Source organism: Streptomyces sp. NPDC054783 (assembly GCF_053611725.1).
Genome location: NZ_JBSHAY010000026.1, coordinates 39476 through 57671, shown reverse-complemented (window position 1 = coordinate 57671; position 18196 = coordinate 39476). Strand labels below are relative to the sequence as shown.

Annotated in this window: 16 protein-coding genes and 2 pseudogenes; 9 read left to right on the top strand and 9 right to left on the bottom strand. The window is 70.9% G+C overall.

What is annotated here, in order from left to right:
- Positions 1–36: 36 nt before the first annotated feature.
- The 4 genes from ACWGJ5_RS34020 to ACWGJ5_RS34005 all read left to right on the top strand — a co-directional run bounded on the left by ACWGJ5_RS34020 (position 37) and on the right by ACWGJ5_RS34005 (position 4830).
- On the top strand, positions 37–612 hold the full coding sequence (locus ACWGJ5_RS34020; protein WP_453313483.1) for a hypothetical protein: 576 nt from the start codon (positions 37–39) through the stop codon (positions 610–612).
- 209 nt (positions 613–821) lie between these two features.
- The gene (locus ACWGJ5_RS34015) at positions 822–1742 is read left to right on the top strand and encodes a patatin-like phospholipase family protein (protein WP_453313482.1); all 921 of its coding nucleotides are present in this window, start codon (positions 822–824) and stop codon (positions 1740–1742) included.
- Positions 1743–1847: 105 nt separating this feature from the next.
- Positions 1848–2993 (top strand): serine hydrolase domain-containing protein, encoded by a 1146-nt coding sequence (locus ACWGJ5_RS34010; RefSeq protein WP_453313481.1) that lies wholly within the window; start codon positions 1848–1850, stop codon positions 2991–2993.
- A 205-nt stretch (positions 2994–3198) separates the two neighbouring features.
- Positions 3199–4830, top strand: a complete 1632-nt coding sequence (locus ACWGJ5_RS34005; RefSeq protein WP_453313480.1) for a sigma-70 family RNA polymerase sigma factor — start codon at positions 3199–3201, stop codon at positions 4828–4830.
- On the opposite strand, the gene ACWGJ5_RS34000 is transcribed toward ACWGJ5_RS34005, so the two are convergent.
- The 3 genes from ACWGJ5_RS34000 to ACWGJ5_RS33990 all read right to left on the bottom strand — a co-directional run bounded on the left by ACWGJ5_RS34000 (position 4754) and on the right by ACWGJ5_RS33990 (position 6885).
- Complete coding sequence (locus tag ACWGJ5_RS34000; protein WP_453313479.1) at positions 4754–6109, bottom strand: lanthionine synthetase LanC family protein; 1356 nt, start codon at positions 6107–6109, stop codon at positions 4754–4756. The two genes, ACWGJ5_RS34005 and ACWGJ5_RS34000, sit on opposite strands and share 77 nt — an antisense overlap.
- Before the next feature lie 76 nt (positions 6110–6185).
- On the bottom strand, positions 6186–6605 hold the full coding sequence (locus ACWGJ5_RS33995) for a CBS domain-containing protein (RefSeq protein WP_453313478.1): 420 nt from the start codon (positions 6603–6605) through the stop codon (positions 6186–6188).
- A gap of 127 nt (positions 6606–6732) precedes the next feature.
- Positions 6733–6885, bottom strand: a complete 153-nt coding sequence (locus tag ACWGJ5_RS33990) for a hypothetical protein (protein WP_453313477.1) — start codon at positions 6883–6885, stop codon at positions 6733–6735.
- A 167-nt stretch (positions 6886–7052) separates the two neighbouring features.
- Here ACWGJ5_RS33990 and ACWGJ5_RS33985 point away from each other — a divergent pair.
- The 3 genes and pseudogenes from ACWGJ5_RS33985 (at position 7053) to ACWGJ5_RS33975 (ending at position 8180) form a co-directional block, all read left to right on the top strand.
- A pseudogene (locus ACWGJ5_RS33985) lies at positions 7053–7526 on the top strand (isocitrate lyase/PEP mutase family protein).
- Positions 7439–7945 (top strand): isocitrate lyase/PEP mutase family protein, encoded by a 507-nt coding sequence (locus tag ACWGJ5_RS33980; RefSeq protein ID WP_453313476.1) that lies wholly within the window; start codon positions 7439–7441, stop codon positions 7943–7945. The pseudogene ACWGJ5_RS33985 and the gene ACWGJ5_RS33980 overlap by 88 nt, the downstream one beginning before the upstream one ends.
- Entirely contained in the window at positions 7938–8180 is a 243-nt protein-coding gene (locus ACWGJ5_RS33975) for a hypothetical protein (RefSeq protein WP_453313475.1), read from the top strand. The genes ACWGJ5_RS33980 and ACWGJ5_RS33975 overlap by 8 nt, the downstream gene beginning before the upstream one ends.
- Here ACWGJ5_RS33975 and ACWGJ5_RS33970 read toward each other — a convergent pair.
- A complete protein-coding gene (locus ACWGJ5_RS33970) occupies positions 8174–8674 on the bottom strand; it encodes a hypothetical protein (protein WP_453313474.1) in 501 nt (166 codons plus the stop codon). The two genes, ACWGJ5_RS33975 and ACWGJ5_RS33970, sit on opposite strands and share 7 nt — an antisense overlap.
- 364 nt (positions 8675–9038) lie before the next feature.
- Here ACWGJ5_RS33970 and ACWGJ5_RS33965 point away from each other — a divergent pair, with 364 nt between their 5' ends.
- Positions 9039–9890 (top strand): S1 family peptidase, encoded by an 852-nt coding sequence (locus ACWGJ5_RS33965; protein WP_453313473.1) that lies wholly within the window; start codon positions 9039–9041, stop codon positions 9888–9890.
- Between the two features lie 587 nt (positions 9891–10477).
- Here ACWGJ5_RS33965 and ACWGJ5_RS33960 read toward each other — a convergent pair.
- The 4 genes and pseudogenes from ACWGJ5_RS33960 to ACWGJ5_RS33945 form a co-directional block, all read right to left on the bottom strand.
- On the bottom strand, positions 10478–11284 hold the full coding sequence (locus ACWGJ5_RS33960; protein ID WP_453313472.1) for a DeoR/GlpR family DNA-binding transcription regulator: 807 nt from the start codon (positions 11282–11284) through the stop codon (positions 10478–10480).
- A 62-nt stretch (positions 11285–11346) separates the two neighbouring features.
- Positions 11347–12420: a zinc-dependent alcohol dehydrogenase gene (locus ACWGJ5_RS33955; RefSeq protein WP_453313471.1), complete on the bottom strand. Its 1074-nt coding sequence runs from the start codon at positions 12418–12420 to the stop codon at positions 11347–11349.
- A gap of 29 nt (positions 12421–12449) precedes the next feature.
- Positions 12450–12839 (bottom strand): hypothetical protein, encoded by a 390-nt coding sequence (locus ACWGJ5_RS33950; protein ID WP_453313470.1) that lies wholly within the window; start codon positions 12837–12839, stop codon positions 12450–12452.
- A pseudogene (locus ACWGJ5_RS33945) lies at positions 12836–12958 on the bottom strand (carbohydrate ABC transporter permease); the annotation flags it as partial. The gene ACWGJ5_RS33950 and the pseudogene ACWGJ5_RS33945, both read right to left, overlap by 4 nt.
- Before the next feature lie 584 nt (positions 12959–13542).
- Here ACWGJ5_RS33945 and putP point away from each other — a divergent pair.
- Entirely contained in the window at positions 13543–17136 is a 3594-nt protein-coding gene (putP, locus tag ACWGJ5_RS33940; RefSeq protein WP_453313469.1) for a sodium/proline symporter PutP, read from the top strand.
- Between the two features lie 254 nt (positions 17137–17390).
- On the opposite strand, the gene ACWGJ5_RS33935 is transcribed toward putP, so the two are convergent.
- Positions 17391–18008, bottom strand: coding sequence for a DinB family protein (locus tag ACWGJ5_RS33935; protein ID WP_453313468.1), 618 nt, complete (start codon positions 18006–18008; stop codon positions 17391–17393).
- Positions 18009–18196 lie beyond the last annotated feature (188 nt).

Below are 18196 nucleotides of genomic sequence, written 5' to 3'. Positions count from 1 at the left end.
GGTCAGGGCATCAGCCGGCGGAAGGAACGGGCGAGTATGAGCGAGCAGAGGGTCCCCACTGTCCCCGCCGGTACGACGGCCGGCGCCTTCTCACCGGACAGTGCCGCGCTGCGCCGCCGCTACCGTCGGGTTCTACGGCAGCTCGGCCTGTGCGTGCTGTTGCTGGTCCCCTGGACCGTGTATCTGGCGGTGTCGCTGCCGGATCGCTTCGAGGCTCGGTACTGGCCCATGGTGTGGGTGGGCTTCGACGTGATGCTGCTGATGTCGTTGGCCGGCGCCGGAGTGGCGGTGTGGCTGAGGCGGCAGGCCATGATCCCGTTGTCGTACGTGGCGGCCACACTCCTGATCTGCGATGCCTGGTTCGATGTCTCCTTGGACTGGGGAAGAGCGGATGTGTGGGGGAGTGCCGCCTCGGCCGTACTGGTCGAGGTGCCCCTCGCCGTCCTGCTCATAGTGCGGGCGCGACGGGTGCTGAAGGTGTCGGTTCGGCTGGCCTGGCAGCGGCTCGGCCTGCCGGGATCACCTCCGCCGCTGTACAGAATGCCGCTGTTCGTCGGCCTCGCATCAGCGCCGGGGAACGAGTCCGTTTCGGCGGGGGCCGACTGCACCTGAGGGAAGGGCGGCTCCGTCTGCGGCGGGGCCGATGCCGTCGGACATCTCGTCCCTGCATCCGCTGCGGCCGGCCGGCACGGTGATCCGCTCACGCACGCTCGGTCCCCGGCTCAGTGCCGGGTCGGCAGAAGAGGACTCCGCCGGGCCAAACCGCTCCGTCATCGCCCTGTAGCCTCCATGCCGACGTCGGATCCGGCGAAGGGGAGCGCATGGCGAAGTACGAGCGGGCAGTGGTCCTTGGTGCGGGAGGAGTCGTCGGCACCGCCTGGATGGCCGGCCTCGTCGGCGGTCTGCGCGGAGCCGGTGTCGACCTGGCTGAGGCGGATCTCTTCGTCGGCACATCGGCAGGAGCGATCGTCGGCGCAGTGCTGGCCACCGGCCAGGCCTCTGATCGGCTTGCCACCCCGCCGCACGCGCCCGACTCGCCCAGCAGCCCACCACAGGTGGACCAGCACCGACTCGGGGAGGTCTGGACCGTACTCGGCGCTGCAGGCTCCGATCCCGTCGCGGCTCGGCGCCTCGTCGGCGAGCTCGCGCTCGCCGCGGAGACCGGGCCCGAGCAGGCTCATGTCGGGCGCATGCACGCCTTGGTCGGCACGGATCGCTGGCCGGACCGGGCGCTGCTGATCACGGCCGTGGACGCGCGGACAGGCGAGCCGGAAGTCCTCGACCACACCAGCGGCGCCTCACTGCCATCAGCCGTAGCCGCAAGCACCGCCTTCCCGGCAATCTACCCACCCGTGACGATCAACGGCCGCCGCTACATGGACGGCGGCCTGCGCTCGGCCACCAGCGCCGATCTCGCCGCAGGCACCCACGCACTGGTCGTCATCGAACCGCTGGCGCACCTCTTCCCCCGGGAGCCGCTCACCCGGGAACTCGACCAAGCCGGGGCGGACTCAGTGGTGACGATCAGCCCCGATCAGGCGGCGATCGAGGTCTTCGGCAGTGATCTGCACGACCGAACGGCATGGCAACCGGCCTACCGAGCCGGAGCCCGGCAAGGTGCCGCGGTGGCCGACCAGGTCCGCGCCATATGGGACGAATCCGCTGCGACAGCCGATACGCAGCCGGTGCAAGCAACGGCCCCCGGGAACCGGCACCCCGGAACGCCCGGCCGACACCCCTGACCGGCAGGCGCACCCGGAGACGATGGACTGTCGGAGGCGCAGCCGATGACCTTCCGCCGCACCGGGAGTCGTACTCGCTGGACAACCTCGACCGGAAGGCCACCGATGAACGCTCTGTACGACACCCTCAACCGGTACGTCGACGAGGGGAGGGTGCCCGGCGCCGTCGGCCTCGTCGCCCGCGGCCACGACGTCGAGGTGGTGACCGCCGGCTCGGTGGACGCCGACGGCACCGCCCCGATGGCAAGGGACACGATCTTCCGTATCGCGTCCATCACCAAGCCCGTCGCAGCGGCCGCGGTCCTGATGCTGGTCGAAGAAGGGCGACTCGCCCTGGACGCTCCGGCCGAGGAGTGGCTGCCGGAGCTGGCGAAGCCGAGCGTGGTCCGTGCCCCCGACGCACCGGTCGCAGACGTCGTCCCGGCCGCCCGCCCGATCACGGTCGAGGACCTGCTCAGCTCCCGCACCGGCTGGGGCTTCCCCGCCGACTTCTCCCTCCCGGCGGTGCAGTTGCTGTTCACAGTGCAGAAAGACGGCCGCGCCCTGCAGGACTGGCCGGACCCGGACACCTGGTTGGGCCTCCTCGCGCAGGTACCGATGCTGCACCAGCCGGGAGACGCCTGGCTGTACGGCACCTCCTCCGACCTCCAGGGAATCCTGGTCGCCCGGGCGTCGGGCCGCACGCTGCCCGACTTCCTCGCGGAACGGATCTTCGAGCCGCTGGGCATGGAGGACACGGCCTTCGAGGTCCCCGAGTCGAAGCGGCACCGCTTCACCTCCTCCTACACCCCGACCCCCGACGGAACCCTGGAACTGACCGATACCCCCGACGGCCAGTGGAGCCGCCTGCCGCGCTTCCACTCGGGTGGCGGGGGCCTCGTCTCCACGGCCGACGACTGGCTGGCCTTCGCCCGCATGCTGCTGAACGAGGGCGAGGGCAACGGTCACCGCCTCCTCACCCCCGCTTCGGTCAGCCGCATGACCACCAACCACCTCACGGCCGAACAGCGCGCGACCGCCACGCTCTTCCTGGAGGGCCAGGGCTGGGGCTACGGCGGCCAGGTCGACGTCACCCCTGCCGATCCCTGGAACGTCCCCGGCCGCTACGGCTGGGTGGGCGGCACGGGAACGACGGCCCACGTCGTCCCGTCCACGGGCACGGTGGCCATCCTCCTGACACAGGTGGCGATGACGAACCCGACACCGACGCCGCTGATGCGGGACTTCTGGAGGAGCGCGGCGCGCGGCTGAGGGAGCGATCTCCACGACGGTCTGCGCCCTGCGCAGGCGGCGGCGATCCCCACCGGCGCGGGACCGGGTGCGCCCCCGGCTCCGGCCGCCGACGTCAGGCGCGCCGTCTCAAACTCACTTCCGAAGAACTGTTATCCGGGCCGCCTCGAGTGATCTCCCAGGTATCGGACACAATCGTTCGGCCTCGATGACGGGAAGCATGGGTATGAGTACGCACGACGCGGTGGAGACAGCGATACTGGTCACAGCCGCCCGAGAGGGCGACACGCAAGCTCAGGACGCGCTGGTCAACGCCTACCTCCCGCTGGTCTACAACATTGTGGGCCGGGCCCTGAACGGCTCGGTGGATGTCGACGACGTGGTGCAGGAGACCATGTTGCGCGCCCTGGACGGGCTGGGCGAACTGCGTACTCCCGAGCGCTTTCGCTCCTGGCTGGTCGCCATCGCGATGAACCAGGTCCGGGCGCACTGGCACAACCGGCAGTCCGCCCCGGGCACGATGGAGGAAGCCGAGGACCTGGCCGATCCGGGTGCCGACTTCGTTGACCTGACGGTGGTCCAGCTCCAGCTCGCCGGACAGCGCCAGGAGACAGCGCAGGCGACGCGCTGGCTGGAGCCCGATGACCGGGGACTACTGTCACTGTGGTGGCTGGAGTGCGCCGGCGAACTCACCCGGGCCGAGGTGGCCGCGGCTCTGGACCTGTCGCCCGAGCACACAGCGGTCCGGGTGCAGCGGATGAAGGCGCAGCTGGAGGCGGCCCGCGTGGTCGTACGAGCGCTCGACGCACGGCCCCGGTGCGAGGAACTCCGCATCGTGCTGGCTTCCTGGGACGGCAGGCCCTCGGCTCTGTGGCGCAAGCGAATAGCCCGGCACGCGCGCGGCTGTTCCCGCTGCAGCGGACTGTGGAGCGGTCTGATGCCCGCGGAAGGCCTGCTCGCCGGTCTGGCGCTGGTCGCCGTGTCACCCGCGCTGCTGGCAAGGATGTCCGCCTCGGCGGGGAGCACTGTCCCGGCGGGGTCTGCCACACCGCTCGGCGTCATCGGTGACGACACCGGATCGGGCCCGGGCACTGCACGAGGTGACATACGGGGCGGCACTGGCTCGCGCCGCCAGTCCCGCCGGCGTCGGCGCATGCGGCGCCGGGCCGTCGGCGGAGCCGTCGTTGCGGCGTGCGTCGCGGGTAGTGGTCTGTGGTATTTCAGTACGGATTCCCGCACCGGCCACGACAGCGCGAACGCGGAGCGAAGAGCGGCGGCCCCCGTCCCGGACCTCGCCACGCCCAGCGCAAGTGGAGTCTCGCCGTCGGCCTCGCCCTCCCCGACGCCGTCGAAGCCGAAGAAGCCGCGGGCTCCGAAGCCGGCGAACCACGGCAGGAAGAGCGGACCCATCGGCCGGCAGACCACCCCGCCCGCTGCGCCCCCCGTGAGCACAGCGCCGTCTCCCGCGGACCCGGCCGACGTCGCCGGCCAGGTGGTTGCACTGGTGAACAAGGAGCGGGCGAACGTCGGTTGCGGACCCCTCACCGAGGACGCGCAACTTCAAAAGGCCGCCCAGAATCACTCCGACGACATGGCCACTCGGCACTTCTTCGACCACACCAACCCGGACGGCGCGGACCCCGGGCAGCGCATCACGGCCGCCGGCTATCGCTGGTCCACGTACGGCGAGAACATCGCCCAAGGCCAGCAGACCGCCGCAGCTGTCATGGAGTCCTGGATGAACAGCCCCGGTCACAGGGCGAACATTCTCAACTGCTCGTTCAAGGACATCGGTGTGGGTGTTCACAAGGGTGCGGGCGGCCCGTGGTGGACACAGGACTTCGGCGCCAAGCTGTGACGGAGGGCCGGATCGGGTCCCGAGCGGGCACCGGAGGCTGGTCCGGCCAGGTGAACGCGTACCGGGGATCGTCCCCGCGGCTCAGCCGTACGAAGCGCAGGAGTTCGCGGACGATGCCCGCGTTGCCCATCGCCCAGCCGGTGCACGGTTCGAGGCCGCTCGGCGTGGCCCGGTGCTCGACGTTGGACCAGCGGGCGCCGTCGGCATCCCGGATCGCGCGGGCGGCGAGGTCCGCGACGAGGACGTGGGCGAAGTCGTCCCCGTCGTGCTGTTCGGCGATCCGGTCACAGGCCAGGGCGAGCACGCCTGCGGTGCCGCAGCAGCGGCCGCTGTTGTCCCAGAAGCCCGGGCGCAGCCGCTGGGGCAGGCCGGAGCGGGTCACCGTGTGCCAGCAGCGGTCAGCGAGGGAGGGCCAGACCGGGTCGGTTGTGAGGTCCCGCAGCAGCCGGAAGACCTGGGCATCGCCGGCCGGACCGTGGCACCAGCCGTAGCTGATGGGTTCGATCACGTCGGGACGGTACTGCGGGGTGGAATGCGGCACCAGAAACCCCTCCGGCCCCGCATCGTCACGCGCCACGACGTCCGCGGCACCGGCCAGCGCCAGCTCGACCAGGTCCGTACGGCCGGTGGCCCGGCCGACCCGGGCAAGGGCCAGGACGATGCCGAGTGTGCCGTGCGAGATGTGGTGCAGACGGGAGTCGATGCCCGTGCGATGGGCCCACTGCACGCCCGCCGGGGTCTGCTCGACCGTCCGCAGGTACGGCTCCACGGCGAGTACGGCGAGTTCGGCGTCTCCGGCCACGAGCGCGCCGAGGCCGATGCCCGCGTTGCCGCCCATCAGCTCGAACAGCTCGCTCCAGCGCGTCCCGTCGAAGCGTGACCGTACGACTTCCAGCGCGCGGTCCGCGGCGGCGCCGGCGGCGGTGTCACCGAGTTCGTCGCCGACGGCCCGCAGGACGAGGGCCATTCCGGTGCGGCCGAAGTAGAGGGAGTCGTCGTCGAATCCGTCCACGGAGGCGGCGAGGCTGCGGGCCGCGCGCAGGGCGCTGTCGGCGTAGGAGTCGTCGCCGAAGTGCCGCCACGCCTCCAGGAGCACGGGGACGATCCCGGCCGTACCGTTGTAGAGCATCGGGTTGGGCTCGTCGTCCGAGGGCCGGGTCGTCCAGGCAAGGCCTCCGCCGACGGCCTCCCGCGCCGCAGCGGTCAGCCACCGCAGCCCGTCCACCGCGAGTCCCTCGACCTCGTCGATCGCCACGACCGCTGCTTTCGGTGCCGTCATGGGCCAACTCTCGCAGGATCGTGGTGACTTGCCCAGAGGACGGTGGCTCTCGGCGGGGACGAGCGGGGCGGCTGCCTCAGCGATTGGGTGGCGCGGCGCTGATGTCGGCCAGGGCCGAGCGCGGGTCCTCCTCGACAGCCAGGTCGCCGAGGCTGAGGGCGCCTACGAGGTGGCCCTCGTCGACGACCGGCAGCCGTCGCAGGGCGTGCTCGCGCATCAGCCGGACCGCTTCGTCCACCGCATCCTGGGGTGAGCAGGTGATCAGGTCGGTGCTGCACACGTCCGCGACGGTGGTGGCGTCGGGATCACGGTGCTCGGCGATGGCCCGGATCACCAGGTCGCGGTCGGTGACCAGGCCGCGGACATGGTCCGCGTCCCCGACGATGATGTCGCCGATGTTCCGCTCCCGCATGAGCCGTGCCACCTCGGTGATCGGTGTCCGCTCGCTCACCGTCACGGGATCGGACGTCATGATCTCCCGCACGTGCTGAGCCATGGCACCACCTCCGCCTGCCTTCCGGGACGGGCACCGGCCTGTGCCCGCGACGCCGGCCGAGTACCCGGCCGTCACCCCCGCCATGCTCGCCACGCCGAAAGGGGGTGTGAGCCGCATGGCGTCGGCGTCACCACGGATCCGGGCCGCGGCCATTGTGGAACTCTCCGGTGGGGCCGTCGTCGCCGAGGTTCGCGAGTCCGACGACGACGGCCGCGCCTTCGCCGACGGTCCAGGTGCCCTGTCCCCGGTTCATGTCGGTCGCGACATAGCCGGGTGTCACCCGTCTCCGGCCGAGGACAGGCACAGCGGCGGACACCGGTGGTGCACGGGTTCCCGAGAGCCCGCGGGCGGCACTGACGTGTGCGGGATCGCCCTCCATGGGTACGCGGCTGCTCTGTCGGCATCAAGGAGTCGGCACGGTGCTGTCGGCTGCCAGGAGGAGCGGGCATGGCCGGGCTGCTGGAGACGGACCGGTCCGGGCCACGGCGGCTGCGGGAGCTGCTGGGCGGGCGGCGGCCGGTGGTCGCGCCGGGGGCGTACGACGCGATGAGCGCGCTCCTCGTCGAGCAGGCGGGCTTTCCCGCCGTCTACATGACCGGCTTCGGGGCCACGGCCTCCCTGCTGGGCCGGCCCGACATCGGCCTGCTCACCATGAGCTAGGTGACGGACGCCGCCCGTCGCATCGTCTCGGCCGTCGACGTCCCGGTGATCGCCGACGCCGACAACGGCTACGGCAACGCGATCAACGTCGTCCGCACCGTCCGCGAGTACGAGGCCGCGGGCGTCGCCGCGATCCACCTGGAGGACCAGCCCGCCCCTAAGCGCTGCGCCACATGGAGGGCAAGGAGGTCGTCCCGGCGGGCACCATGGCCGGCAAGATCGAGGCCGCCGTCCAGGCCCGTGACGACCCCGAGCTCGTGATCATCGCGCGCACGGACGCCCGTGCCGTGGAGGGCTTCGACGCCGCCGTGGAACGCGGCCGCCGCTACCGCGACGCCGGCGCCGACATGCTGTTCATCGAGGCGCTGACCAGCGACACCGAGATCGAGGCGGCCGCGGCGGCGTTCCCGGACAGCCCGCTGCTGTTCAACTGGGCCGAGGGCGGTAAGACCCCGCCCACCGGCCTGGCCCGCCTCACCGAGCTCGGCTACCGCCTGGTGATCTGCCCCCTCTCCACCCTCCTCGCGGCCACCGCCGCCGTGCGGGACGTACTCGCCGAGATCGCCGAGGCGGGCACCCCCGTCGACGCCGTGCGGCATCTGCCCGCCCTGGGCCACTTCTTCGCCACCGTGGGCCTGCCGGACGCACTCGACCTGGGAAAGCGCTACGACCATGGCTGACAACCTCGCCCGGCAGTTGCTCGTCGCCCACCGCGCGGACGGCGAGCTGCGCCCCGGCACCGAAATCGCCCTGTCCATCGACCAGATCTTCCCGCACGACGCCAACGGCCCCTTGTGTGCACTGCAGTTGGAGGCCATGGACCTGGACGACGTACGGGCCGAGAGTGCCGTCGCCCATGTCGACCACCTCATGCTGGAGGGCGACAGCCGCAGCGCCGCAGCCCATGCTCAGTAACGCAGTGCCGTGCCAACGGCCGCGTGCACTTCACCGTTCAGCTTGCGGTTGCTGCGGGCCGTGCCTTCGCCTGAGGCACCGGCCGCCACGTCCTTGAGCGTCACCACGACGACGTCCAGCAGATTGCCGCTCTTGTCGGTGAAATTGACCTGGACGGCGAAGGACTTGGCCGAGCCGGCTGTGTTCTTGGCGGTCACCTTGGCCGCGGCCCGGCCGTCGCTGTCGATGGCGACGGCGCCGAGCGTCACCTCATTCCTGGCGTTCACCCCGCCCTTGGCCTCTTCGAGCTTGCGCCTGGCCTCCGCCGAGGCCGAGGCCAGCGCGTCGGCTCCCCGGGAGGCAAGGGAAGCGGCGGCGGAGGAGGCTGCCGAAGCCGCCTTGCTGGCGCCGCCGAACGCATTTCCGGAGTGGTCGGAGCACCCGGTAACCGCGACCGCGACCGTAACCACGGCCACCACCGCGCCCGCCGCACCCCCTTTCCCGTGCCCATTCATAGCGCGACTCCCGTCACCTCGGAACGATCTGCTCCTCCCAGTGAAAAGTGCATGGCGGTGGCTCGCACATCGAGTGAGTGGCACGGGTGTCACAGGACCCCGAACGGTCCCCTCGGAGTCCTGTGATCCGAGGGCACTTCATCGCGCCGGGGATGTCCCCCCGAGCGTGGCCGACGCCGTGGCGAACCATGGGCAGCGTGCGGTGGCCGGAACGGGGTGCCGGGTTCTGTTGCTGTGAGTCCCTTGTGCACGGGGCCGTTCGGCGGCATTCTCACTGATCGGTGCATGCCAGGAACACGTCATTCCTCGCACGTCTCACGGGCCCCCACCCCGTAGGGCCTTGCGCTTCCCAAGAGGAGGATCAGTGAGAACCAAGCGCACCCGACTGCTCGCCGTCGCCGCAGGTCTCGTCGCCGCCACCCTGGCGGGAGCCCCCACCGCTGGTGCCGCGGGCAACCCGGCTCGTGGCGCGGCCCAGCTGGCCCGCGTTTCGGACAACGTCGCCCGGGCCGGTGTCGACGGCATGGCCTGGTACGTGGACCAGGCCTCCGGACGCGTCGTCGTCACCACCGACAGCACGGTCACCAAGGCCGGAATCGCCCGCATCGAGAAAGCCGCCGTCGGTGAGCCGGGCGCCGTGCAGATCCGGCACACGGACGGAGTCTTCCGGCCGCTGCTGGGCGCCGGCGACGCCATCTACGGTGGTCAGTACCGCTGTTCGCTCGGTTTCAACGTGGTCAGCGGCAGCACGTACTACTTCCTCACCGCGGGCCACTGCGGCAAGGTTGCGAAGACCTGGTACACCAACCAGGCACACACCACCCTCATCGGCCCGACCATCGGCTACGACTTCCCCGGCAACGACTACGCCCTGGTCCGCTACGACAACACCGCCCTCAGCCACCCCGGCGGCTACAGTGCGGCGAACGCCTACGTCGGCGAGAACGTCAAGCGCACCGGCTCCACCTCCGGCACCCACAGCGGCACGGTGACCGCGCTCAACGTCAGCGTTCGCTACCAGGGCGGCGGCACGGTCAGCGGCATGATCCAGACCACCGTGTGTGCCGAGCCGGGCGACTCGGGCGGCCCCCTGTACGACGGGACGAAGGCGCTGGGCATCACCTCCGGCGGCAGCGGCGACTGCACCACCGGCGGCACGACGTTCTTCCAGCCGGTTCCCGAGGCGCTCAGCGCGTACGGCGTCAGCCTGTACTAGAAAGCCGGTCGCCGGCGTTTGCCGGACACCGCGGGAATGACCGTCGAGCCGTCCTGCCGTGACAGCTGAACGCGCGCAGGCGGCTCGGCGGTTGAGGACTGCAGGAGCGGAAGGCATCCGCCGAGGCACAGACCAGCTCCGCCTTTGACCACTTGCTTGTGCCGGGGCCCGGCCATCAGCATCGGCAGGCTCGCGCCCTCGGCCTCGCCGCGAAGCAGGTGTCGATCAGGGCGTCAAGGCTGTGGTGGGCGAGGTGGGCGAGGTGGGCGAGGGCGGGCGCGCAGGACCGGTCCGGTGCCGGGATAGGGGATCCAGGCGTCCGGGGCGGTGAGTTCCCGGTAGGCCGCCTCCTCCACGCCGCGCAGGAACTCCACCTGTTCCCAGCATCCCCGCATCGCTCGGCGGTGCAGTTCCGAGGACAGGTCCCGCCTTCTGGGAGTGCGACGACGGACGGCAGCCCGAACGCGTCGCGCAACTGGCAGATGGTGTTGCTGAAGTCGAACAACACGCCCTGAACCGTGGGGACGGGCGCGGCCGTCTCGGCCTCGCTGGGCGGCAGGCGCTCGGTGCCTCGAACAGGGTGTGCATCAAGGCGAGGGTTCGTCGGGCTCGATCGTCTCGACGGTCACTCCGAGGCCGCGTATGGCCGCGAGTTCCGTCTCGGGGGTGCCGGTGTCGGTGATGACGGCGTGGTAGTCGGCGACGGTGCCGTACGCGTACGTGGCGGTCTTGCCGAACTTCGAGTGGTCCGCCAGGAGCAGCGCCCGGTCGGCGGACGCGAGCATGGCCAGCTTCACCTCGACGTAGTCGCTCAAGGGGTGGAAGAGGTGGCCTTCCAGGACGGCGGTGGCGGACATCAGGGCGAGGTCGGCCCGGATGCGGGACAGGGCGCGGGTGACGGCGGGCCCGGTGCAGGAGTTGAAGTCGCTGCGGTAGTCGCCACCCAGGAGGGTGACCTTCGCGCCGGGGACGGGCCCGAGACGCTGGGCGAGACCGACCGAGTTGGTGACGACATGGAGCTGTTCCAGCCGGGCCAGTGCGGGAGCCAGCGGGAAGAGAGTGGTCGAGTCGTCCATGAGCAGGGTGCTGCCCGGTCGGATCCGTCCGGCGACGGCCGCGCACAGCGCGTTCTTCGCCGCGAGGGCGCTGCTCTCCCGGAAGCGGGTGGCCGTCTCCATGGTGAGGGCGGGGAAGGCGACGGCCCGCCCGCGCTCCTTGCGCAGCAGATGCCGCCCGGCGAGGTCGTCCAGGTCCCGGTGCATCGTCATCAGGCTGACGCCGAAGTCCCGGGCGAGGTCGTCGATGCGGGTCTCGCCGTGCTCGGCGACGTACTGCAGCACGGCCTGGCGCCGCTCCTCGACAGCCGCCTGTGACAGTCGCGTACGGGCGGTCACAGCGTCCCTCCTTGCCGTTCGCATCGGTCTCGCAGTTTCCCACACCGGCTGGTGGAGGCCTGCTACGGACCGTCCACCGTGACCAGCACCTTGACCTGCCCGGGGTCGACCGATGCGGCGAAGGCCTTGGCGGCGTCCGGCAGCGGGTAGACGGCGGTGACGATCTCGGTGGTGGCCACGGCGCCCGAGGCGATCAGGGACATGGCGGTGCGGTAGTCCTCACCGGTGTACATCAGGGTGCCCTCGATGCGGATCTCCCGGTCCTGGACCAGGTCCAGCCGGATCGGGGTCGTGCCGGGGGCGCCCACGCCCACCACGACGATGTGGCCGCCCTTGGTCACCAGGGCGGTGGCCTGGGCCATGGACTGCTCGCGGGAGACGCAGTCGAAGACGACGTCCACCGGGCCGCCGAGCGCCGCGTGGACCTGCTCGACGAGGTCGGGGGCGTCGGCGGGCAGGGCCGCGTCGGCGCCGAGCCGCATCGCCCTTGCCCGTTTGCCGTCGAGGAGGTCGGTGACGGCGATCCGGGCGGCGCCGGCGTGCCGGGCGGCGAGCAGGGTGAGCAGGCCGATGGGGCCGGCGCCGAGCACGGCGACCGAGCGGCCGGTGAGGTCACCGGCCCTGGCCACGGCGTGCACCGGGGTGGCCAGGGGCTCGATGAGGGCGGCCTCGATGTCGGTCAAGCCGTCGGGGACGCGGTGGACGCGGTCGGCCGGGATGGTGAACAGGTCGGTCATGGCGCCGGGCGTCTGGCAGCCGAAGACCTTCAGCTCCCGGCAGATGTTGTAGCGGCCCGAGCGGCACTGGGGGCATCGGCCGCAGTACAGGTTGGGCTCGACGACCACACGGTCGCCGGGCGTGAAGTCCGCCGCGGCTCCCGACCCGGTTGCGGCGACGACGCCGACCGCCTCGTGCCCGGGGTGGTAGGGCAGGTCGATGAAGGGATGGTGGCCGGCCGCAGCGTGGGTGTCGGAGCCGCACACGCCGACGACCGTGGTGCGCACCAGGAGCTCGTCGTCCCCGGGTACGGGGGCGGGCACCTGCTCGAGGCTGATGTCGTCGAGGGAGCGGACGAGGACACGACGGACCTGGGGAGTCCGGTGGCTCTGGTGGCTCTGCTGGTCGTGCTGGGGCATGGTGACGGGGTTCCGTTCAGGTCGGGGGTTCACGCGGTGGCGAGGCCGGGCTGGATCTGGATCTTGCGTCCGGCGCCCGCCTGGCAGCGGGCGATCGCACGGCCATGCCGCGGCCGCTGGAGTTCGTCGGCGGTCATGGCGCTGGACGAGTGACCCAACGGCCGTGCCATTGCCAGTCGTTCGGTGCCGATGCTCGCGTCGCCGGTGGTCTTGGCGAGCTGGAGCATCATCAGTCCCGTGGTTACGGCGTCGTAGACGAGCACATGGGAGGCGAGCAGGCTGCGCAGGACGTCGGGGAGGTTCGGATCCGCGGCGACGCGGGCGCCCACCGCCACCTCGGTCACCCGGGAGCCGACGGCCGGGTCGTCGACGGTGGCGAGTTCCGCCGTGCCCGGTGCGGCGATGGCAGCGGACCTCATTTGACGGCTCCCAGGGACAGGCCGCGTACGAGCTTGTCCTGCGCGGCGAAACCGGCGACCAGGACGGGCAGTGACACCATGGTGGCCGTGGCGCAGAGCCGGGCCAGGAACAGGCCCTCGTTGGCGAGCAGGGCGGTCGCGGCGGCGCCGGCGATGAGGGCGGATCCGGCCGTGCAGATGCCGGCGTAATTGGTCGTGCGCATGACCGGGACCTCTCGTGCGGGCGGTTCGGGGAACGGCGTAGGGGACTCCCGCGGCGGCTCCGCTTGCCGGTGGCGGCCGCTCAGCGTGGTTCGTGGAATTATTATCAGCAGACAGCGCTATTGTTAACACATTTTGCGAGAAGATCTGCGACTACCTATCACGAGGTCGTCGCTGGGTGACGCTGAACGGCGGTCGCGGGACGGTCGCCGTACCGCGGTGGCAACGGGGCGCTCGGCAGTAAGGGGCGACTCACGGCGAGGGCGACTCGGGGCAAGCGCGCGTACGGCACCCGAGGGGGGAGGGAAGCTGGGCCGGATTGACGTAGACGTCGGTGGGCAGGCGTGCCGCGAACCCGCGGCCGGGCGCCGCGCCGGGCGTCGGCGTGGGTGTTGCTGTCGACCGATGGTGACCGAAATCTGTACATTTGCCTGACAGCGCCTTGACTGTCAGCTGTGCGACGGTCGCAACCACGCTCGCGAACCTCGCAGGCGAGGACAACATGTTCCACTTGAGCGCGCCGATCGTGGCCACCTTCCTCGTGTACGTGGCCGTGATGATCGGAACAGGAGTCTGGGCCTACGGCCGCACTCACACGTTGGCCGACTTCGCCCTGGGGGGCCGCAGGCTCAGCGCATTCGTGGCCGCCCTGTCCGCAGGGGCCAGTGACATGTCCGGCTGGCTGTTCCTCGCGTTTCCGGGAGCGGTGTACGCGGCCGGCGTCGGCGCCAGCTGGATCGCGGCCGGCCTGGTGGTCGGCACCTATCTCAACTGGCTGTTCGTCGCGCCGAGGCTGCGCACCTACACCGAGCGCGCGGGCAATGCCGTAAGCCTGGCGGCCTATCTGGAGGAGCGGTTCGAGGACCGCACCCGGATGCTCCGGATGGTCTCGGCGGCGGTCACCCTTGTGTTCTTCACGGTCTATGTGGCCAGCGGGCTGGTGGCCGGCGGGCTGCTGTTCGAAGATGTGTTCGGCCTCAGGTTCGGGCTCGGGGTGACCCTGACCGCCCTGGTGGTCGTCATCTACTCGTGCCTGGGCGGCTTCCTCGCCGTGAGCCTGACGCACGTGATGCAGGCCACGCTGATGTTCCTCGCCCTGCTCGTGGTCCCGGTCGTCGGTATCGGCGCGCTGGGCGGGTTGGGGGAACTGCGCGACACCCTCAACAGCAAGACCCCCGGCCTGCTGGACATGGGCGCCAGGGTCTCCTACGCGAACGGACAGTGGTCGGCAGACGGGTCGCTCGGCGCCGTCGCGATCATCTCGCTGCTCGCCTGGGGCCTCGGCTACTTCGGCCAGCCGCACATCCTGGCCCGCTTCATGGGCATCTGCAGCACCGACGCCGTGCCCGCGGCCCGGCGTATCGAAACGGGGTGGGTCGTGGTCGTGCTCGCCGGGGCCACGCTCGTCGGCCTGGTGGGCATCGCGCAGCCCGGAGTGTCGCTGCACGACCCGCAGTCGGTGTACGTCAGCCTCTGCCGGATCCTGCTCAATCCCTGGAGCGCCGGGGTGATGCTGATCGCCGTACTCGCCGCGATCATCTCCACCGCGGACAGCCAGCTGCTGGTGTCGTCCGTCGCTCTCACGGAGGACTTCTACCGCGCCTTCCTCAACCGGCGCGCCCCCGACAAAGCACTGGTGTGGGTCGGGCGCGCGACCGTCGTCGTCGTGACCCTGGTGGCCTTCGTGATCGCGCTCAGGGGCGGGGGACTGCTGGGCATCGTCGCCTACGCGTGGGCGGGCTTCGGAGCCGCCTTCGGGCCGGTCGTCGTCCTCTCGTTGTACTGGCCACGCATGACCTGGGCGGGGGCCATGGCCGGGATCGTGTCGGGTGCGGCCACGGTGCTGCTGTGGAAGAAGATCGATCCACTGCTCGGTCCCCTCCAGTCGGGCATCTACGCGATGGTCCCGGGCGTCCTGGTGGCCACGGTTGCCGCACTGGTCTTCGGCAGATTCGTCGGCCGGCCTCCGAGACGGGCCTTCTGGCGGATGCCGGGCGGCGGGGTGAGCCAGCTGATGCTCACTCCCTTCCTCACGCACGCGCCGGTCGGCATCGCCGTCCTCGACACGGATCTGCGGTACGTCTGGGTGAACGAGACCTTGGACCGCCGGGTCCCGCACGAACGACGGCTGGGGCGACGCACGGCGGACGTGCTGCCGAAGGAGGAGGCCGATGCCTTCGAGGAGAAGATGCGCGAGGTTCTGGAGACCGGTGCTCCGGTGATGGACTACGAGTACCGGGGCGTCGGTTACCAGGACCCCGAGCGCAGCCGCGCGATCTCCGCGTCCTTCTTCGCCATGAAGGACCGGCACGGTCAGAACGTGGGTGTCTGGTACATGGTCATCGACGTCACCGAGCGCTGGCGGGCCCAGGAACGCCTGGCCCTGCTCAATGACGCCGCTGCCCGGATCGGCAGCACCCTGGACGTGGCACGGACCGCGCAGGAACTCGCCGACGACGCCGTGCCGTCCGTCGCGGACTTCGTCGCCGTGGACCTGCTGGACTCGGTCATGAGGGGCGAGGAACCGGCACCCGGGCCGGTCGGCATGTCGCCCGTCATCCGGCGTGCGGGGCAGCAGTCGGTGCGTGAGGGCTGCCCCGAGGCGTCGCTGGCCGTGGGGGAGACGGTACGGCGTGCCCCCGCGTCGCCCGTGACCCGCTGTCTGCTGGAGAGCAGGACGCTCGTGGAACGGATCCTGGACCGGACCAACAGCCCGTGGGTGACCGAGGACGAGACGCTGGGTGCCTCCCTCCTCGACTACGACTTCCGCTCGGTGATGGTGATCCCGGTGCGCGCACGCGGCGTCACCCTGGGCGCCGCGACGTTCGCCCGCTCCCGGCGGCTGGGCCCCTTCGAGGACGACGACGTCCGCCTGGCCGAGGAACTCGTCTCCCGTGCGGCGGTGTGCATCGACAACGCGCGCCGTTTCACCCGCGAGCGCACCGCGGCCCGTTCCATGCAGCGCTTCCTGCTGCCGCAGGAACTGACGGGAGGATCCGCTCTGGACGTCGCCTCGTGGTACCTCCCGGCCGATGCCCCGAGCGGCGTGGGCGGCGACTGGTTCGACGTGATCCCGCTCTCCGGGGCACGGGTCGCGCTGGTCATCGGGGACGTGGTCGGGCACGGCATCAACGCGGCGGCAACCATGGGGCGCCTGCGCACCGCGGTACGCACGCTCGCCAACCTCGATCTCTCCCCGGACGAACTGCTGGCCCATCTGGACGACCTGGTCATCGGACTGATGGGAGCGCACGGTGACGACGCCTCGACGGCGGCCGAGAGCGAGGCCCCGGGTACCGCGTTCATGGGCGCCACCTGCCTCTACGCCGTCTACGACCCGGTCAGCAGGCGCTGCACACTCGCCCGTGCCGGTCACCTCCCGCCGCTGATCGTCGGTCCCGACGGCGGCGCCGACATCCTGGACCTCCCCGCCGGCCCGCCGCTCGGCCTCGGATACCTCCCCTTCCAGTCCGTCGACCTGGAGCTGGCCGAGGGCAGCCTCATCGCGCTCTACACCGACGGCCTGATCGAGTCCTACGACCGGGACCTCGACGTCGGGCTGACCCGGCTGAGCGACATCCTCGCCGCGCCCCGGCCGACACTGGAGGAGACCGGCCGCAGGGTGATCGACGAACTGCTGGCCGGTCCGGCGTCCGACGACGCGGCCCTGCTCCTCGCGCGGACTCGCGTCCTGGCACAGGACCATGTCGTCTCCTGGAACCTGCCCACCGATCCAGCGGTCGTCGCGCACGCCCGCACCGTCGCCGCCCAGCAGCTGACGCAGTGGGGCCTGCCCGATCTGACGTTCACCACGGAGCTCATCGTCAGTGAACTGGTCACGAACGCCATCCGCCATGCGACCGGGCCGGTCTGTCTCCGTCTGATCAGGGACCGCGGCCTGATCTGCGAGGTCTCCGACACCAGCAGCACCTCGCCACGCCTGCGCCATGCCCGGACCACCGACGAAGGCGGACGGGGCCTGCTGATCATCGCCCAGCTCGCCGGCCGGTGGGGCACCCGCTACACGACGACCGGCAAGATCATCTGGACGGAGCAGGCCATTCCGACGGCCCCCCCGACCCGGGGCCACAGGTGACGTCCCCGATCGTGCCGTGCGCGACGCCGAGTTCGGCCGGCACCCGGCTGCCGACGGCGGCACGCCGCTCGGACGCCTCCGCCGAGTCCGGCTCGGCGACGATGCGAGAAGGCACGTCACGTCGTTCCGCCTTGCTCCCCTTCCCCCACTTGGGCAGCGCGCGAGCGGAAGACGTCCGCCGACCTGGCCACAGGTGGGAGGACGGCGGCGACGTTCGGGGCCTGGCTGGTGTTTGAAACGGAACGCGCTCGAGGTCAGCAGGCGTCCGGGTGGGCGGAAGCAGCGCGATCGGGCTTTGCGACGGCTGCTCCGGCGGTCCGCTCGATCATCGCGCGCCGGGCTTCCCAGAAGGCCGTGTCGCGCTGCGGAGTCGCGTATGCGGCTGTGGTCCCCGTCGATTCGTCGAGTTGTTCGCGCAGGATGTCGGCGTGTCCGGCATGCCGGTTGGTCTCGGTCAGCATATGGACCAGGATGTTGAACAGCTTCACGTCGGGGCGTGGCCACCAGGGCACGTAGCCGGGGGAGTCGATGGCGAGGGCGGTGATGGTCGCGTCCGAGTGCTCCCATACGCGACGGTAGCGGTCGATGATCTCCTCGCGCGTCTCGTGCTCGGTCGCCCACATGTCGGCGCCACGTTCCCCGGCGTCGTCCCAGCGGGGCAGAGGTTCGGGGAACGGCCGGTCGAAGACCTCGCCGAAGTACCTGGACTCCCAGACCGACAGGTGCTTGACCAGACCGAGCAGGTTGGTGCCCGTCGAGGTCAGTGGGCGGCGGATGTCGTACTCGCAGAGCCCGTCGAGCTTCCAGAGCATCGCCTCGCGTATCTCTCGCAGATCGCTGTGCAGGTACTCTTTCGCGAAATCGTCGATCATGGCCGTGAGCCTGGCATGCGCGGCTGGTGAGCTCAACCTGCGGCCAGAGCTACTGCCCTGTGGGCCACCTGTACGGGGAAGTCACCGCGGAACGGGCTGATGCGAATGGCCAGTTCGAGATCGACTGGGACGAGGCCGAGGAAGACTGGTCGGTCGACGAGGCGTCGGTGAAGGCGCCGACGGATGGC

Excerpts from the sequence above, each read along its gene's own strand:
- ACWGJ5_RS33955 (WP_453313471.1), bottom strand. The coding sequence starts at position 12,420 with ATGCCCCAGCACGACCAGCAGAGCCACCAGAGCCACCGGACTCCCCAG.
- putP (WP_453313469.1), top strand. The coding sequence starts at position 13,543 with ATGTTCCACTTGAGCGCGCCGATCGTGGCCACCTTCCTCGTGTACGTG.
- ACWGJ5_RS33950 (WP_453313470.1), bottom strand. The coding sequence starts at position 12,839 with ATGAGGTCCGCTGCCATCGCCGCACCGGGCACGGCGGAACTCGCCACC.
- ACWGJ5_RS34020 (WP_453313483.1), top strand. The coding sequence starts at position 37 with ATGAGCGAGCAGAGGGTCCCCACTGTCCCCGCCGGTACGACGGCCGGC.
- ACWGJ5_RS33995 (WP_453313478.1), bottom strand. The coding sequence starts at position 6,605 with ATGGCTCAGCACGTGCGGGAGATCATGACGTCCGATCCCGTGACGGTG.
- ACWGJ5_RS33980 (WP_453313476.1), top strand. The coding sequence starts at position 7,439 with ATGGAGGGCAAGGAGGTCGTCCCGGCGGGCACCATGGCCGGCAAGATC.
- ACWGJ5_RS34005 (WP_453313480.1), top strand. The coding sequence starts at position 3,199 with ATGAGTACGCACGACGCGGTGGAGACAGCGATACTGGTCACAGCCGCC.
- ACWGJ5_RS34010 (WP_453313481.1), top strand. The coding sequence starts at position 1,848 with ATGAACGCTCTGTACGACACCCTCAACCGGTACGTCGACGAGGGGAGG.
- ACWGJ5_RS33975 (WP_453313475.1), top strand. The coding sequence starts at position 7,938 with ATGGCTGACAACCTCGCCCGGCAGTTGCTCGTCGCCCACCGCGCGGAC.
- ACWGJ5_RS33970 (WP_453313474.1), bottom strand. The coding sequence starts at position 8,674 with ATGAATGGGCACGGGAAAGGGGGTGCGGCGGGCGCGGTGGTGGCCGTG.
- ACWGJ5_RS33935 (WP_453313468.1), bottom strand. The coding sequence starts at position 18,008 with ATGATCGACGATTTCGCGAAAGAGTACCTGCACAGCGATCTGCGAGAG.
- ACWGJ5_RS34015 (WP_453313482.1), top strand. The coding sequence starts at position 822 with ATGGCGAAGTACGAGCGGGCAGTGGTCCTTGGTGCGGGAGGAGTCGTC.
- ACWGJ5_RS34000 (WP_453313479.1), bottom strand. The coding sequence starts at position 6,109 with ATGACGGCACCGAAAGCAGCGGTCGTGGCGATCGACGAGGTCGAGGGA.